The 14375-nt window shown below is 58.6% G+C and carries 11 protein-coding genes; 7 read left to right on the forward strand and 4 right to left on the reverse strand.

Annotated features, from left to right (window positions below; all coding sequences use genetic code 11):
- Nucleotides 1–45 precede the first annotated feature (45 nt).
- The 7 genes from yiaK to araD are packed head-to-tail and all read left to right on the forward strand — an operon-like array spanning nucleotide 46 to nucleotide 6528.
- The gene (gene yiaK, locus FY046_RS18680; RefSeq protein ID WP_133842616.1) at nucleotides 46–1044 is read left to right on the forward strand and encodes a 3-dehydro-L-gulonate 2-dehydrogenase; all 999 of its coding nucleotides are present in this window, start codon (nucleotides 46–48) and stop codon (nucleotides 1042–1044) included.
- Nucleotides 1045–1057: 13 nt separating this feature from the next.
- The gene (locus FY046_RS18685) at nucleotides 1058–1528 is read left to right on the forward strand and encodes a YhcH/YjgK/YiaL family protein (RefSeq protein ID WP_133842617.1); all 471 of its coding nucleotides are present in this window, start codon (nucleotides 1058–1060) and stop codon (nucleotides 1526–1528) included.
- A 12-nt stretch (nucleotides 1529–1540) separates the two neighbouring features.
- A complete protein-coding gene (locus tag FY046_RS18690) occupies nucleotides 1541–2836 on the forward strand; it encodes an MFS transporter (protein WP_133842618.1) in 1296 nt (431 codons plus the stop codon).
- Nucleotides 2833–4314, forward strand: coding sequence for an FGGY-family carbohydrate kinase (locus FY046_RS18695; RefSeq protein ID WP_259152044.1), 1482 nt, complete (start codon nucleotides 2833–2835; stop codon nucleotides 4312–4314). Before FY046_RS18690 ends, FY046_RS18695 begins: the two co-directional genes overlap by 4 nt.
- Complete coding sequence (gene ulaD, locus FY046_RS18700; protein WP_133842620.1) at nucleotides 4311–4973, forward strand: 3-keto-L-gulonate-6-phosphate decarboxylase UlaD; 663 nt, start codon at nucleotides 4311–4313, stop codon at nucleotides 4971–4973. The genes FY046_RS18695 and ulaD overlap by 4 nt, the downstream gene beginning before the upstream one ends.
- A gap of 2 nt (nucleotides 4974–4975) precedes the next feature.
- On the forward strand, nucleotides 4976–5833 hold the full coding sequence (locus FY046_RS18705) for an L-ribulose-5-phosphate 3-epimerase (RefSeq protein ID WP_133842621.1): 858 nt from the start codon (nucleotides 4976–4978) through the stop codon (nucleotides 5831–5833).
- A complete protein-coding gene (araD, locus tag FY046_RS18710) occupies nucleotides 5830–6528 on the forward strand; it encodes an L-ribulose-5-phosphate 4-epimerase (protein WP_133842622.1) in 699 nt (232 codons plus the stop codon). Before FY046_RS18705 ends, araD begins: the two co-directional genes overlap by 4 nt.
- A gap of 158 nt (nucleotides 6529–6686) precedes the next feature.
- Here the strand turns inward: araD and FY046_RS18715 are convergent, their stop codons facing one another.
- From FY046_RS18715 to FY046_RS18730, 4 genes are all read right to left on the reverse strand, one after another.
- Nucleotides 6687–8003, reverse strand: a complete 1317-nt coding sequence (locus tag FY046_RS18715; protein WP_446186365.1) for a c-type cytochrome — start codon at nucleotides 8001–8003, stop codon at nucleotides 6687–6689.
- 10 nt (nucleotides 8004–8013) lie between these two features.
- Complete coding sequence (locus tag FY046_RS18720) at nucleotides 8014–9798, reverse strand: GMC family oxidoreductase (RefSeq protein ID WP_167864302.1); 1785 nt, start codon at nucleotides 9796–9798, stop codon at nucleotides 8014–8016.
- A gap of 2 nt (nucleotides 9799–9800) precedes the next feature.
- Nucleotides 9801–10538, reverse strand: a complete 738-nt coding sequence (locus FY046_RS18725) for a gluconate 2-dehydrogenase subunit 3 family protein (RefSeq protein ID WP_133842625.1) — start codon at nucleotides 10536–10538, stop codon at nucleotides 9801–9803.
- A gap of 549 nt (nucleotides 10539–11087) precedes the next feature.
- A complete protein-coding gene (locus tag FY046_RS18730; protein ID WP_167864301.1) occupies nucleotides 11088–13934 on the reverse strand; it encodes a sensor domain-containing protein in 2847 nt (948 codons plus the stop codon).
- Between the last annotated feature and the right edge of the window lie 441 nt (nucleotides 13935–14375).

The raw sequence follows: 14375 nt of genomic DNA on the forward strand, positions 1-14375 counted from the left end.
ATTCCACATATTGAAATAAAGCCACCTCCGGGGAGAGACAGCAGTATGAGAATCAGCTATCAGCAGTTGAAACAAGAGTTCCTGCGGGTGTTACTGGCACGCGGCGTGGCGGCAGATAAAGCCGAAAGCTGCGCCACCCTGTTCGCCGACACCAGCGAGAACGGCGTTTACTCCCACGGGGTGAATCGTTTCCCCCGCTTTATCCAGCAGCTGGATGCCGGGCACATCGTGCCGCACGCCGAAGCGGAAAAAATCCTCTCGCTGGGCGCTATCGAACAGTGGGATGCCCACCGCGCCATCGGTAACCTCACCGCCCAAAGCATGATGGATCGCGCCATTGCGCTGGCCGACGACCACGGTATTGGGCTGGTGGCGCTGCGTAATGCCAACCACTGGATGCGCGGCGGCAGCTACGGCTGGCAGGCAGCGGAAAAAGGCTATATCGGCGTCTGCTGGACCAACTCCATCGCGGTGATGCCGCCGTGGGGGGCAAAAAACTGCGCCATCGGTACCAACCCGCTGATCGTCGCCGTGCCGGGTGAACCGATCACCATGGTCGATATGTCGATGTCGATGTTCTCCTACGGCATGCTGGAAGTGAATCGCCTGGCGGGCAAAACGCTGCCGGTCGACGGCGGTTTTGACAATGACGGGGAATACACCCGCGATCCCGCCACGATTGAAGAAAATCGCCGCATTTTACCCATGGGTTACTGGAAAGGCTCCGCCCTGTCCATCGTACTGGATATGGTCGCCACCCTGCTCTCCAACGGTGCCTCCGTCACCGAAGTCACCGAAGACAACGGCGACGAATTCGGTATCTCCCAGGTGTTTATCGCCATTGACGTTGACCGTCTGATCGACGGCGCCACCCGCGACAGCAAGCTGGCACGCATCCGCGAGTCCATCACCGGAGCCGAGCGCGCCGATAGCCAGCAGGCCATCCGTCTGCCTGGCCATAAATTCCCCGGTATCCGTGCTGAGAACCAGCGCCTCGGCATTCCGGTGGATGAACGCGTCTGGGCACGCATCCAGGCACTGTAAGGGAGGAAACCGCATGATTTTTGGCCATATCAACAACACCGATGCCCACCACTATCCGCCGACGATTGCACACGCCATCGACTGGTTAGCCCGCCACGATCTGGCCAGCATGGCAGCCGGGCGCTATCAGGACGATCACACCGGCTGGCAGATACAGGTGCTGGATCTGCACACCGCTCCGCACGGCGATAACTACCCTGAGGCGCACCGCCGTTTTATCGATGTGCAGTACCTGGTGTCCGGTAATGAGCTGATGGGCGTGGCAACGGAGAAGTGTGAACCCGCTATCCACCAGCCCTATGACGACGAACGCGACATCATCTTTTACCAGGATGCCCCGCATGAAACCCTGGTGCTGATGCAGCCAGGCCATTTTGCGGTGTTCTTCCCGCAGGATATTCACCGTCCGAACTGTGCGGTGAATGCTCCCGAAGCCATTCGCAAGGTGGTGGTGAAGATCCCCACGGCCGATCTCGCTGACTAAAAGAGGATCACTATGAGCCTGACTTCCACATCGATCTCACGCGAAGGGATCCCTTCGCTGCGCTGGCTGCGGATCATTCCACCGATCCTGATCACCTGCATTATTTCCTATATGGACCGGGTCAATATCGCCTTCGCCATGCCCGGCGGGATGGACGCCGACCTCGGCATCAGCGCCTCGATGGCCGGGCTGGCTGGGGGGATCTTCTTTATCGGTTACCTGTTCTTGCAGGTGCCCGGCGGAAAGCTGGCGGTCTACGGCAACGGTAAACGCTTTATTGGCTGGTCGCTGCTGGCCTGGGCGGTGATCTCTCTGCTGACCGGGCTGGCGACGAATCAGTATCAACTGCTGGCGCTGCGCTTTGCGCTGGGGGTTTCCGAAGGTGGGATGTTGCCGGTGGTGCTGACCATGATCGGCAACTGGTTCCCCGATGCCGAACGCGGCCGTGCCAACGCCATTGTGATCATGTTTGTGCCGATCGCCGGGATCCTCACCGCCCCACTTTCCGGCTGGATCATTACCGCCTGGGACTGGCGCATGCTGTTCTTTGTGGAAGGCGTGCTGTCGCTGTTTGTCATGGGGCTGTGGCATTTCACCATCAGCAACCGCCCGCAAGAGGCGAAGTGGATCTCGCCCGCTGAAAAACAGTATCTGATCAAAACCCTGCACGACGAACAGCTGCTGATCAAAGGCAAAAACACCCGTAAAGCCTCGCTACGCCAGGTGATGAAAGAGCCGGTGATGTGGCGACTGATCATGGTGAATTTCTTCTACCAGACCGGGATCTACGGTTACACGCTGTGGCTACCCACCATCCTGAAAGGGCTGACCAACGGTAACCTGGAGCAGGTCGGTTTTCTGGCGATCCTTCCCTATGTCGGGGCGATCTTCGGTATGTTCCTGTTCTCATCGCTGTCCGATGCTACCGGGCGGCGCAAGCTGTTCGTCGCCCTGCCGCTGGCCGGGTTTGCCCTCTGCATGGCGCTGTCAGTCCTGCTGAAATCTCATATCTGGTGGTCGTACGCCGCGCTGTGCGGCTGCGGGTTCTTTATTCAGTCGGCAGCAGGGGTGTTCTGGAGTATCCCTCCCCGCCTGTTTAATGCCGAAGTGGCAGGCGGTGCGCGCGGCGTGATTAACGCGCTGGGTAACCTCGGCGGCTTCTGTGGTCCTTATATGGTCGGCGTGCTGATTGTCGCTTACAGCAAAGATGCCGGGGTTTACAGCCTGGCAATCTCACTGACGATTGCCTCGCTGCTGGCGCTGACGCTGCCTGCGCGTTGCGATGCACAAAACAGGGAGGCAGCATGAACTACTGGCTAGGGCTGGACTGCGGCGGCACCTTCATTAAGGCCGGATTGTATGACGCTGAAGGGCGTGAACGCGCGGTGGCACGGCAGACTCTGCCAGTGCTGGTGCCGGAGCCGGGGCGTGCAGAACGCGATATGCCGCTGCTGTGGCAGCAGGCTGCCCGCGTGATTGCTGAGGTGCTGCAAAACAGCGGGCTGGAGGCTACTCAGGTGGCAGGCGTGGGCATTTCCGCGCAGGGTAAGGGGCTGTTTTTGCTGGATAAACAGCAGCAACCGCTGGGCAACGGCATCCTCTCGTCCGATCGCCGGGCGCTGGCGCTGGTGCAACAGTGGCAGCGCGAAGGGATGCCGCAGACGCTCTACCCGGTGACGCGGCAAACGCTGTGGACCGGGCACCCGGTGTCGCTGCTGCGCTGGTTAAAAGAGCATGAGCCGCAGCGCTATGCGGCCATTGGCAGCGTGCTGATGGCCCATGACTATCTGCGCTATTGCCTGACCGGAAAACTGGCCTGCGAAGAGACCAATATTTCTGAATCCAATCTCTACGATATGGAGAAAGGTGACTGGTCTGCCGCCCTGGCGGACACCCTCGGCCTCGGCGATATTCTGCCTGCCCTGCCTCCAATTGTCGGCCCGACGGCCATCGCCGGAGAGGTGACAGCGGAAGCCGCAGCATTGTGCGGGCTGCGTGCAGGTACGCCTGTGGTCGGCGGGTTGTTTGATGTGGTGTCTGCCGCGCTGTGCGCCGGGCTGCATGACGATACCCGACTGAACGCGGTGATGGGCACCTGGTCGGTCACCAGCGGCATTACCGACCGCATCAGCGATGAAAGTGGCCATCCGTTCGTGTACGGGCGCTACGCCATTGAGGGGCAGTACATCATTCACGAAGCCAGCCCGACCTCGGCGGCCAATCTGGAGTGGTTCTGCCAGCAGTGGGGGATTGACGACTATGCACAGCTGAATCAGTGGGTCGCCGCTCTGCCACCGGCACAAAGCTCGCTGTTGTTCCTGCCGTTCCTTTACGGCTGCAACGCCGGGGCCGACCTGCACGGCAGCTTCTTTGGTTTGCAGGCAGGCCACCAGCGCGGCCACCTGGTGCAGGCGATCTACGAGGGCGTGGTGTTCTCGCACCTCACCCATCTCAACCGCATTCTTACCCGCTTCCCGCAGGTCAGCGCCCTGCGCCTGAGCGGCGGGCCAACACGTTCCGCAGAGTGGATGCAGATGTTTGCCGATGCCAGCGGGCTGCCCGTCGAGATCCCACAGATTGAAGAGAGTGGTTGCCTAGGTGCGGCGCTGGCGGCGATGACGGGCACCGGAGCCTGGACCTCTCTGCAGCAGGCTCAGCAGGCGCTGGCACCCGCCATCATCAGCTATCAGCCGGACGCACAACGTCATGCGTTGTATCAGAAAAAATACCAGCGTTATCAGCAGCTACTCACGGCGCTGATCGCCGCACAAGGAGTCACACCATGAGTCATTCACGGGTTCCCCAGCTGCAGCTGGCGCTCGATCACACCCAGCTGGATGCCGCGCTGGAGACGGCGCAGCGCCTGCATCAGCAGGTCGATATCGTGGAAGCGGGCACCATTCTCTGCTTCAGCGCCGGAATTGACGCCGTACGTCAGCTGCGCCAGCAGCTACCGGGGAAAACGCTGGTGGCCGATTTTAAAGTGGCGGATGCCGGGGCCACGCTGGCAAAACTGGCGTTTGAAGCCGGGGCCAACTGGATGACGGTGATCTGTGCGGCACCGCTGGCGACCTTTGCCAGCGCGCTGGAGGTGGCGCATCTGCACCAGGGCGATATCCAGATTGAGCTGTTCGGCAACTGGACGCTGGAAGAGGCTAAGCGCTGGCGTGAACTGGGGCTGACGCAGGCCATCTACCATCGTGGGCGCGACGCCCAGGCCAGCGGCCAGCAGTGGAGCCCGCAGGATCTGGACGCGATGAAAGCGCTCTCCGACCTGGGTTTTGCCCTGTCGGTCACCGGGGGGATCACCCCGGACGAGTTGCCGCAGTTTAAACAAATTGATGTGAAAGCCTTTATCGTCGGCCGGGCGCTCAGCGAAAGTGCCGACGGGCTGGCCACCGCCGCCGAGTTTCATCAGGCGATTGCCAACATCTGGGGACACTAACCATGCGCCAACACCCGCTGGGAATTTATGAAAAAGCCCTGCCTTCTCATCTGAGCTGGCCGGAACGCCTTGCCCTGGCGAAAGCCTGCGGCTTCGACTTCGTCGAGATGTCGGTGGATGAAACCGACCTGCGCCTGTCGCGCTTACAGTGGAGCAAGGAGCAGCGCCTGTCGCTGGTCAACGCGATGATGGAAACCGGGGTGACCATTCCCTCGATGTGCCTGTCCGGTCATCGCCGTTTTCCGTTCGGCAGCCGCGACCCGGCCATCCGTGAGCAGGCCTATAAGCTGATGGAGCAGGCGATCCAGCTGGCAAAAGACGTCGGCATCCGCACCATCCAGCTGGCGGGCTACGACGTCTACTACGAACCGCACGATGAAGGCACGGTGGCACGCTTTGCCGAAGGGCTGGCGTGGGCGGTGGATCGCGCCGCGGCGGCGCAGGTGATGCTGGCCGTCGAAATCATGGATACCGAATTTATGAACGCCATCAGCAAATGGAAACACTGGGATAAGCAGCAGGCCTCGCCGTGGTTCACCGTCTACCCTGATGTCGGCAACCTGACGGCCTGGGGCAACGACGTCGCCGCCGAACTGGCGCTGGGCATTGACCGCATTGCCGCTATCCATTTGAAGGATACCCAGCCTGTCACCGCGAGTTCGCCGGGGCAGTTTCGTGACGTGCCGTTTGGCGAGGGTTGCGTCGATTTTGTCGGCGTGTTCCGCACGCTGAAGCAGCTTAACTATCGTGGCGCATTCCTGATTGAGATGTGGACAGAAAAAGCCGAGGAGCCGGTGGCCGAGATCGTGCAGGCCCGGCGCTGGATTGAACAAAAAATGCAGGAAGGAGGCTTACAATGAGCTTATCAACGCTGAAACAGCAGGTTTTCGAGGCCAATCTGGCCCTGCCGCGCCACCATCTGGTGACTTTTACTTGGGGCAACGTCAGCGCCATTGACCGCAGTCGCGGGCTGGTGGCGATCAAGCCTTCCGGCGTGGAGTATGACGGCATGACCGTTGACGATATTGTGGTGGTGGAGCTGGAAAGCGGCCGCACGGTGGAAGGCAGTAAGAAGCCCTCTTCCGATACCGCCACCCACCTGGCGCTGTACCGGGCGTTTACTGATATCGGCGGCATCGTGCACACCCATTCGCGCCATGCCACCATCTGGGCGCAGGCCGGGCTGGATCTGCCTGCCTGGGGCACCACCCACGCGGATTATTTCTACGGCACCATCCCCTGCACGCGCCTGATGACGCCACAGGAGATCGCTGAGGATTACGAACACAACACCGGTGAAGTGATTATCGATACGTTCCGCTCACGCGACATCAGCCCGACGGCGATCCCGGCGGTGCTGGTCAACGCCCACGGGCCGTTCGCCTGGGGTAGTAACGCGGATAACGCCGTACATAACGCGGTGGTGCTGGAAGAGATTGCCTATATGGGAATTTTCTCGCGTCAGCTGACGCCGGGGATGCGTGATATGCAGCAGGTGCTGCTGGATAAACATTATTTGCGTAAGCACGGGGCGGGGGCGTATTACGGGCAATAATGGCCTGCAATGGGCAGACCGGTAGTCCAGGGCGAGGCATGCCTCGCCCCTACGAGTTCCGGTAGTCCAGGGCGAAGCGTGCCTCGCCCCTACGAGTTCCGGTAGCCCCGGGCGAAGCGTGCCTCGCCCCACGAAAGCATGATGTGTCGCTCAGCCCGTTACGGCGTCAACTTCTCCACATCAACACTCCCCTGCTGATGCACCACGGCCTCATCCTTACGCACCTTCGCCACATCGCCGGCCGACACCACAGACGTTGCGGTATTGCCCCAGCTGGTGCGGATAAAGTTCACCACATCGGCGACCTGCTGGTCGTTCAGACGCCAGCCAAACGCCGGCATGGTGATGGTGGTCGGTGCATCTTTCATACCCGGCAGCTGTGCGCCACTCAGCACGATATGGATCAGCGACGTGGGATCTTCTGCCAGCACCACCGGATTCCCGCGCAGTTCCGGGAAGAAGCGTTTATAGCCGCTGCCATCGGTCTTATGACAGGCCGCGCAGCTGTCGACATATACCGACGCCCCGGTCTTGCTGTCATCGCCCTTCCACAGCGCTTTCGCAACGGTGTCATCCGGTGTGAAGCCCACCTGATTCGGATCTTTTGCGCCCAGCGACTTCAGATAGCGAGCAATCGCCGTCGCATCCTCTGGCGTCAGGTGTTGCAGGCTGTGCTGCACGACATCGGTCATGCCGCCGAACACCGCCGTATGATCGTTGCGCCCCATACGCAGGAACTGCACCAGATCATCTTCGCTCCAGCGGCCCAGGCCATCACGCCCGTCACCTCTGAGATTGCTCGCCGTCCAGCCGTCAATCGGTGCATTGCTGCCGGAAAGGAAGTCGCTGCCCTCATCATTGTTCAGCGCTTTTTCCTGCATGGTAATACTACGCGGCGTGTGGCAGGCACCACAGTGTCCCAGCCCTTCCACCAGATACTGGCCGCGCGCCAGCACCGCATCCTGCCCTTTGATCGGCTGGAACGCCTTCACATCCGGGGCAAATATTCCACGCCAGATCGCCAGCGGCCAGCGCATCGACAGCGGCCACGGAATGTCGCTCTCCTGATTCGCCTGTGCCACCGGCTTTACGCCGTGCATAAAGTAAGTGTACAGCGCCTGCATATCGTCGTCGCTGACCACCGCATAAGAGGGATACGGCATCGCCGGGTACAGCGTATCGCCGTTTTTCGCCACGCCATGACGTACCGCTTTCTGGAAATCGTCGTAGCTGTAACCCCCAATCCCACTCTGCTTATCCGGGGTGATATTGGTGGAGTAAATCGTGCCGATCGGCGTTGCCATCGGCAGCCCACCCGCGAACGGCTCGCCGCCCGCTTTGGTGTGGCAGGCCACGCAGTCCCCGGCACGGGCGAGGTAATCACCGCGTTGAATCAGGGCATCGTTGTTGTCGTCTGCCAGTGCGCTAAACGCCACCATGCCCGGCAACAGGGCAATAAGAAGTAACTTTTTCATCTGCTTATCCTTATGCCTGCACCAGTGGACCCGGGTTTTTCAGGTACTGTTCGCGAATCGCTTTCGCCGACCAGTAGGTCAGCGCTGCCACCATGCCGGTCGGGTTGTAGCCCAGCCCCTGCGGAAACGCCGAGGCACCGGGAACAAATACGTTCGGGACATCCCAGCTCTGGAGATAGCGGTTAATGGCACTGGTTTTCGGATCTTCACCCATGATCGCGCCACCGTTCATATGGGTGGTTTGATACACGGTGGTATCGAAGTGGGTTCCCGCCGCTTTCGGCGCACCACTGATCAGCTTAGGATTCATCGCTTCTGCAATCTTGTGCATCCGGCCATGCATAAACTGTGACATCTTGATGTCGTTGTCCTGCCAGTCAAAGGTCATACGCAGCAGCGGCTGGCCGTGCACATCCTTGTAGTTCGGATCAAGATCGAGGTAGTTATTGCGATAAGACTGATGTGCACCGTGGGCATCCATCGACACGTGGTGGGTATAGTGATCCGCCACCGCCGCCTTCCACTTGCTGCCCCAGTTCGGCGTGCCCGGAGGCGTTGGCAGGCCAGAAATCGGCTTCACGCCCGCCTGGTTAACCCACATTGGTGAACCGCCGACAAAGCCATATTTGGCATGGTCAAAGTTATCCGCATTGAAGTCATCCACGCCGACCCCCGCGCCACCGGCACCGATAAAGTTATTGGTGAAGACGTCTTTATCGAAGAACGCCTTAATGGTGGAGATGTTCTGGTAGGCAAAGTTGCGCCCGACGGTGCCTTCGTTAGTCACCGGATCGTACGGCTTGCCGATGCCGGACAGCAGCATCAAATGCACGTTATGGAACTGGAAGGCGGAGAGGATCACCAGATCCGCGGGTTGAACGTTCTCACGCCCCAGACCATCCACATAGGTCACCCCTGTGGCATGTTTCTTATCGTCGGTCAGATTCACACGCAACACATAGGCATTGTTGCGCAGCTCAAACTTCGGCTCCTGGCGCAGCGCAGGCAGAATATTCACGTTCGGTGAGGCTTTGGAATACATGTAGCAGGCATAACCGCTGCAATAGCCGCAAAAGTTGCACGGCCCCATCTGCGCACCGTAAGTATTGGTATAAGGGCCAGAGGTATTCGCCGAGGGCAGATCGTAAGGATGGTAGCCAATGCTTTCTGCCGCCTGGGCGAACAGCTGCGCGGAGTAAGTGCGCTTCTGCGCGGGCAGCGGGAAATCAGCAGAGCGGTCCGGGGCAAACGGGTTACCTTTGCCGCCCTGGCCAACCACTTTGCCCTTCACACTCCACGCCGAACCGGACGTGCCAAACACGCGTTCGGCCTGATCGAAGAACGGTTCCAGCTCATCGTAAGTGACGCCGAAATCCTGAATGGTCATGCCATCCGGGATAAAGCTTTTGCCGTAACGCTCCTCATAATGGCTACGCATGCGCAGTTCCATCGGGTCGACGCGGAAATGCACGCCGGACCAGTGCAAACCCGCGCCGCCGGTGCCGGTGCCGGGCAAAAAGGCCGCCAGCTGACGGTACGGCTGGGCAGTCTGCGCAGCATTGTGACGAATGGTGACAGTGCTTTTTGACAGATCCTGGAACAGCTTTTTACGGATGTTATAGGTCAGTTCGTCAATCACCTGCGGATAGGCGCCATCAGGGTAGGTATCACGATGCGGGCCGCGCTCCAGCGCCACCACGTTCAGACCGGCTTCGGTCAGCTCTTTCGCCATAATCGCCCCGGCCCAGCCGAACCCAACGATCACTGCATCCACTTTTTTCTGTTCGTTTGCCATGGTTATGCTCTTTCCCCGCGAATTGATACCGGCGGCAGCGTGTAGCGCTCGCCGCGTTCTACCCAGTCCATAAAGTCGGCGCGTGCGCCTGGGAAGTTAATCAGCTGCCAGCCGACCAGGCCCTGATTACCGCCGTGGATCGGGTCGCTGAAGAAGCCTTCGCGGGTGTTTTGTAACAGGAAGGAGAAGAAGGTTTTGGCCGGGACCTGGGGCAGTTCAACGCTGCCCGCTTCCAGCGCCTGTAACAACGCATCCTGCTGCTCGCCGCTCAACTGCGCGAACACGTTGCCGTGCTGCTGTTTCGCCAGCGCATCGGCGTCGGCCAGGCCAAGACGGTAGATCTCACGCGGCGTCAGCGGCAGCTGATAGCCCAGCGTTTTATCGGCATCCGGATGGAACGGTCCCTGCATATACCAGTTGCTGCCCGTGGCGTACGGGGTGTTCATCTGGCGGTCAATGTACTCGGGAACACCCGCTTCCAGCGCTCCGGGGCCACGCTCATCTGCCGGGATCAGTCGTGCGGCCGCCGCCTGAAGGAAAGCGTACTCTTCCGGGGTAAACCAGGTGGGCTGATAGTCGCGTGCTTTATGTGGCCCGGTGGCGGCGGCTTCTTTCGCCACCGCAGGAGCGACGGCGGCCAGTGACCCCAGCCCTGCGGTGCCAATCGCCATCGCCGGGGCGAGGGTAATGGTTTTCAGCAGAAAATCCCTGCGTGTACTGCCTGTTTTTTGCTCTGACATGACATTGCCTTCTCAAACGCTCGCATCGGCGATCGTAAAAATGGGGGTCGGATGATTTCTTAGTCACATGTAGTGTAGGGGTATTCTACTGTCCCGGCGGTTTAGGCTGTTATTGTTACCGGTAACAACACTACCTACTTTAACAGTAATACGCACAAGGTGTGAGGGGATAGAAACAAAAAGGCACAATTTCATTAACAAATTACGTAGCAGGCAGAGGGCGAGGCATGCCTCGCCCCTACGGAGAATGACGTTGTGGACAGGGTTATGCCGGGCGTGGCGTGCCTCGCCCCTACGGAGAATGACGTTGTAAACGGGGTTATGCCGGGCGTGGCGTGCCTCGCCCCTACGGAGAATGACGTTGTGAACAGGGTTATGCCGGGCGTGGCGTGCCTCGCCCCTACGGAGAATGACGTTGTGGACAGGGTTATGCCGGGCGAGGCATGCCTCGCCCCTACAGGGGAAGTCGTTGTGGACAGGGTTATGCCGGGCGGGAATGACGTTGTGAACAGGATGATGTAGGGGTCGGGCATGCCCGACCCGGGGAGGTTAAAACTCTTGCAGGCGGCTTTCCGACGGCTGTGGTCGGCCAAAGTAGTACCCCTGGAACAGGGTACAACCTTCTGCTTTCAGGCGTTCAAACTGCTCGTTGCTTTCCACACCTTCCGCCGTGATCTGAATATCCAAACTGCGGCTCATGCCGGTGATAGCACGGATAATCGCCAGTGCTTCACGACTGTCATGCATATCGTTAATAAACGACTTGTCGATTTTGATTTTGTCGAACGGGAACGATCGCAGATAGCTGAGCGATGAATAGCCGGTACCAAAGTCATCCAGCGCGATACGCACGCCTAAGGCCTTCAGCTTCTGCAAGATATGGATATTCACCAGGGTGTTATCCAGCAGTACGGATTCGGTGATCTCCACTTCCAGCCGATGCGGTGCCAGACCGGAGTCCTTCAGCGCGGCTTCCACTACCGAGACCAGCGCGCTGTTTTTAAACTGCAATGGTGACAGGTTTACCGCCACGCTTTGCTCACCCGGCCAGGTGGCGGCCTCACGGCAGGCCTCATACAGGGCATAGGCTCCCAGGCTGTGGATCAGCCCGGTCTCTTCGGCAATCGGGATAAAGTCCATCGGCATAATCATGCCTCTTTCCGGATGATGCCAGCGCATCAGCGCTTCATAGCCGATGATCTCGCGGTGCAGGTTGTTCGTGATCGGCTGGTAATAGAGCCTGAGCTGGCGGCAGGTGATGGCCTCACGCAGGTCGCTTTCAATCACACGGCGCTTCTGCGCCATATCACTCATGGCCACGGTGAAGTGCTCAAAGCGGTTACGGCCGTTACGCTTGGCTTCGTACAGCGCCATATCCGCACAGCGCAGCAGTTCATCCGGCGTGGTCATGCCGCTGTCGGCAATCGCAATCCCTACACTCAGCCCGACGGAGAGATTGTGCCCATCCACGCTGAACGGCGGACGAATGGTATCAATCAGACGGCTGGCGACCACTTCGGCTTCCTGCTGATGCGTCAGCCCTGGCAACACAATCGAGAACTCGTCGCCACCGCTGCGTGCCAGCGTGTCCTGCTCGCGCAATACTGCGCGCAGCCGCACCGCCACCGAACGCAGCAGATCATCACCCACCTGATGACCCAGCGCATCGTTAACGTTTTTAAAATTATCCAGATCAAGCCCTAGCGTTGCCGTCTTGCGCCGCGCATCACGGTCTTCACGCAGCGCCTCGGTCAGGCGCTGGCTGAACAGAACGCGGTTGGGCAGGCTGGTGAGGTTATCGTGATGCGCCATATGGTGAATACGGGCATCCGCAGCGCGCTGATCGGTTACATCATCCGCGATCAGCAGCACATAGTTATGGTGCTCATCGTTACCACGAATGATCGATGCGCTGCCGTTGATAATACGGTCACCGCCCGGCGTGGTCAGCAGCCGCTCGTTGCGCTGCATCCCCTCTTTACGCTGTGCGGTATCAGAGAGTTGCATAAAGTACTCCCCCATCTCTGCCGTCATACAGTCCGGCGCACGTTTGCCGATAAAGTCCCGCTGCGTGCCGCCCAGCAGTTTTTCTGCCTTGCTGTTGATCAACAGGATCTCGCGAGAAACTACATCTTCAACGATGACGCAGGAGGGGATGTTAGCAATGATGGTATCGAGAAATTTTGACAGTGAGGCCATTTTTTCACTGTTCTGCTCGGCCAGATCTTTCGAGCGCAGGATCTGCTGTTCGTACTCACGAACTTCGGTGCAGTCGCGGGTGATCTTGGCAAAGCCTATCAGCTGATCGTCATCATTACGGATCGCGTCGATCACCACATGGGCCCAGAAGGCGCTGCCATCTTTGCGATAACGCCAACCATAATCTTCGAAACGCCCGCTGGTGGCGGCTATTTTCAAATTGGTATCTGGCAGTTGCAGCAGGCGATCCTGAGCGCTGTAGAAGCAGGAGAAGTGCTTACCGACGATTTCTTCCGAGGTGTAGCCTTTGGCACGGCGTGCACCGGTATTCCAGTTCATCACCATGCCACGCGGGTCCAGCATATAGATGGCGTAATCTTTCACCCCTTCCACCAACACGCGGAATGTCTGCTCACGTTCGGTTTGTTCGCGCTGCATACGGCGCTGCTCGGTACAGTCGCGGGTAATTTTGGCGTAGCCAAGCAGCTTACCGTCATCGTCATGTACTGCATCAATAACCACGTGTGCCCAGAACGCGCTACCGTCTTTACGGTAACGCCAGCCCTGCTCTTCAAAACGCCCGGTGCGATAGGCCGTTTTCAGATTCTGTTCCGGCAATTTATTCAACCGATCCTGCGAACTGTAGAAACAGGAGAAGTGCTTACCGATGATCTCTTCAGCGGTATAGCCTTTAGAACGGCGGGCCCCGGCATTCCAGTTCACCACCAGGCCTTCCGCATCCAGCATGTAAATGGCGTAGTCGGTGACGCCTTCCACCAGCAGGCGGAAACGTTGTTCATGTGCACGCTGCTCGCTCAGCAGCCGTTGCTGTTCAGTGCAATCGCGGGTGATTTTGGCGAAACCGATTAACTCGCCACTCTCGCTGCGGATGGCATCAATGACCACATGAGCCCAGAAGGCGCTGCCATCTTTGCGATAGCGCCAGCCCTCCGTCTCATAGCGGCCACTCTCACGCGCGGTCCGCAACCCAAATTCCGGCAGGCCTTTTTGGCGATCTTCATAGCTGTAAAAGCAGCTAAAGTGCTTCCCGACGATCTCGGCAGGCAGGTAACCTTTGGCACGCTGTGCCCCCGGATTCCAGTTGGCGACGGTACCATCAGGCGTGAGCATATAGATCGCATAATCGACCACGCTTTGTACCAGCAGTCGGTACATAACATCTGAGTTTTCATTCATTATTATTTTCGCCTGGGCGCTGATGGTCATTTTCCCCTCTGAGGAAAACACTGTCAGCGCTGCAATACGCCGTTCGCTGGCGTAAAATATACCGCCCCCGCCCCCCGTAGGCAGCAGGATTCTTGTCTTTCAGTGTGCTCAATCCACACGGGTATAAACCGAAAACATCAGCCAATTCAAGCTAATTCAATCTATTGATAGCAGTTCATTGATCGTTATCGGCTTTGATTAAAAAACATTCAGCATTAATTTTCAGGCGACCACGCTATATAACGTGAATTTAAAGGTAAATTTGTTGTTTCTCTTCCACAAAATAAAGATTACGGGGCAATTAACGGCATAAATAACCAAAGGAAATAAAGTATTTTCGTCACGGACATTAATAGATACAACCGTAACGAGATTACTCACAGGCAATCGCGGTATAACCACCAGACATTG

It is taken from the genome of Erwinia sp. 1181_3, from assembly GCF_052824965.1.

Excerpts from the sequence above, each read along its gene's own strand:
- FY046_RS18725 (WP_133842625.1), bottom strand. The coding sequence starts at position 10,538 with ATGTCAGAGCAAAAAACAGGCAGTACACGCAGGGATTTTCTGCTGAAA.
- ulaD (WP_133842620.1), top strand. The coding sequence starts at position 4,311 with ATGAGTCATTCACGGGTTCCCCAGCTGCAGCTGGCGCTCGATCACACC.
- araD (WP_133842622.1), top strand. The coding sequence starts at position 5,830 with ATGAGCTTATCAACGCTGAAACAGCAGGTTTTCGAGGCCAATCTGGCC.
- yiaK (WP_133842616.1), top strand. The coding sequence starts at position 46 with ATGAGAATCAGCTATCAGCAGTTGAAACAAGAGTTCCTGCGGGTGTTA.
- FY046_RS18730 (WP_167864301.1), bottom strand. The coding sequence starts at position 13,934 with ATGAATGAAAACTCAGATGTTATGTACCGACTGCTGGTACAAAGCGTG.
- FY046_RS18705 (WP_133842621.1), top strand. The coding sequence starts at position 4,976 with ATGCGCCAACACCCGCTGGGAATTTATGAAAAAGCCCTGCCTTCTCAT.
- FY046_RS18685 (WP_133842617.1), top strand. The coding sequence starts at position 1,058 with ATGATTTTTGGCCATATCAACAACACCGATGCCCACCACTATCCGCCG.
- FY046_RS18690 (WP_133842618.1), top strand. The coding sequence starts at position 1,541 with ATGAGCCTGACTTCCACATCGATCTCACGCGAAGGGATCCCTTCGCTG.
- FY046_RS18720 (WP_167864302.1), bottom strand. The coding sequence starts at position 9,798 with ATGGCAAACGAACAGAAAAAAGTGGATGCAGTGATCGTTGGGTTCGGC.
- FY046_RS18715 (WP_446186365.1), bottom strand. The coding sequence starts at position 8,003 with ATGAAAAAGTTACTTCTTATTGCCCTGTTGCCGGGCATGGTGGCGTTT.
- FY046_RS18695 (WP_259152044.1), top strand. The coding sequence starts at position 2,833 with ATGAACTACTGGCTAGGGCTGGACTGCGGCGGCACCTTCATTAAGGCC.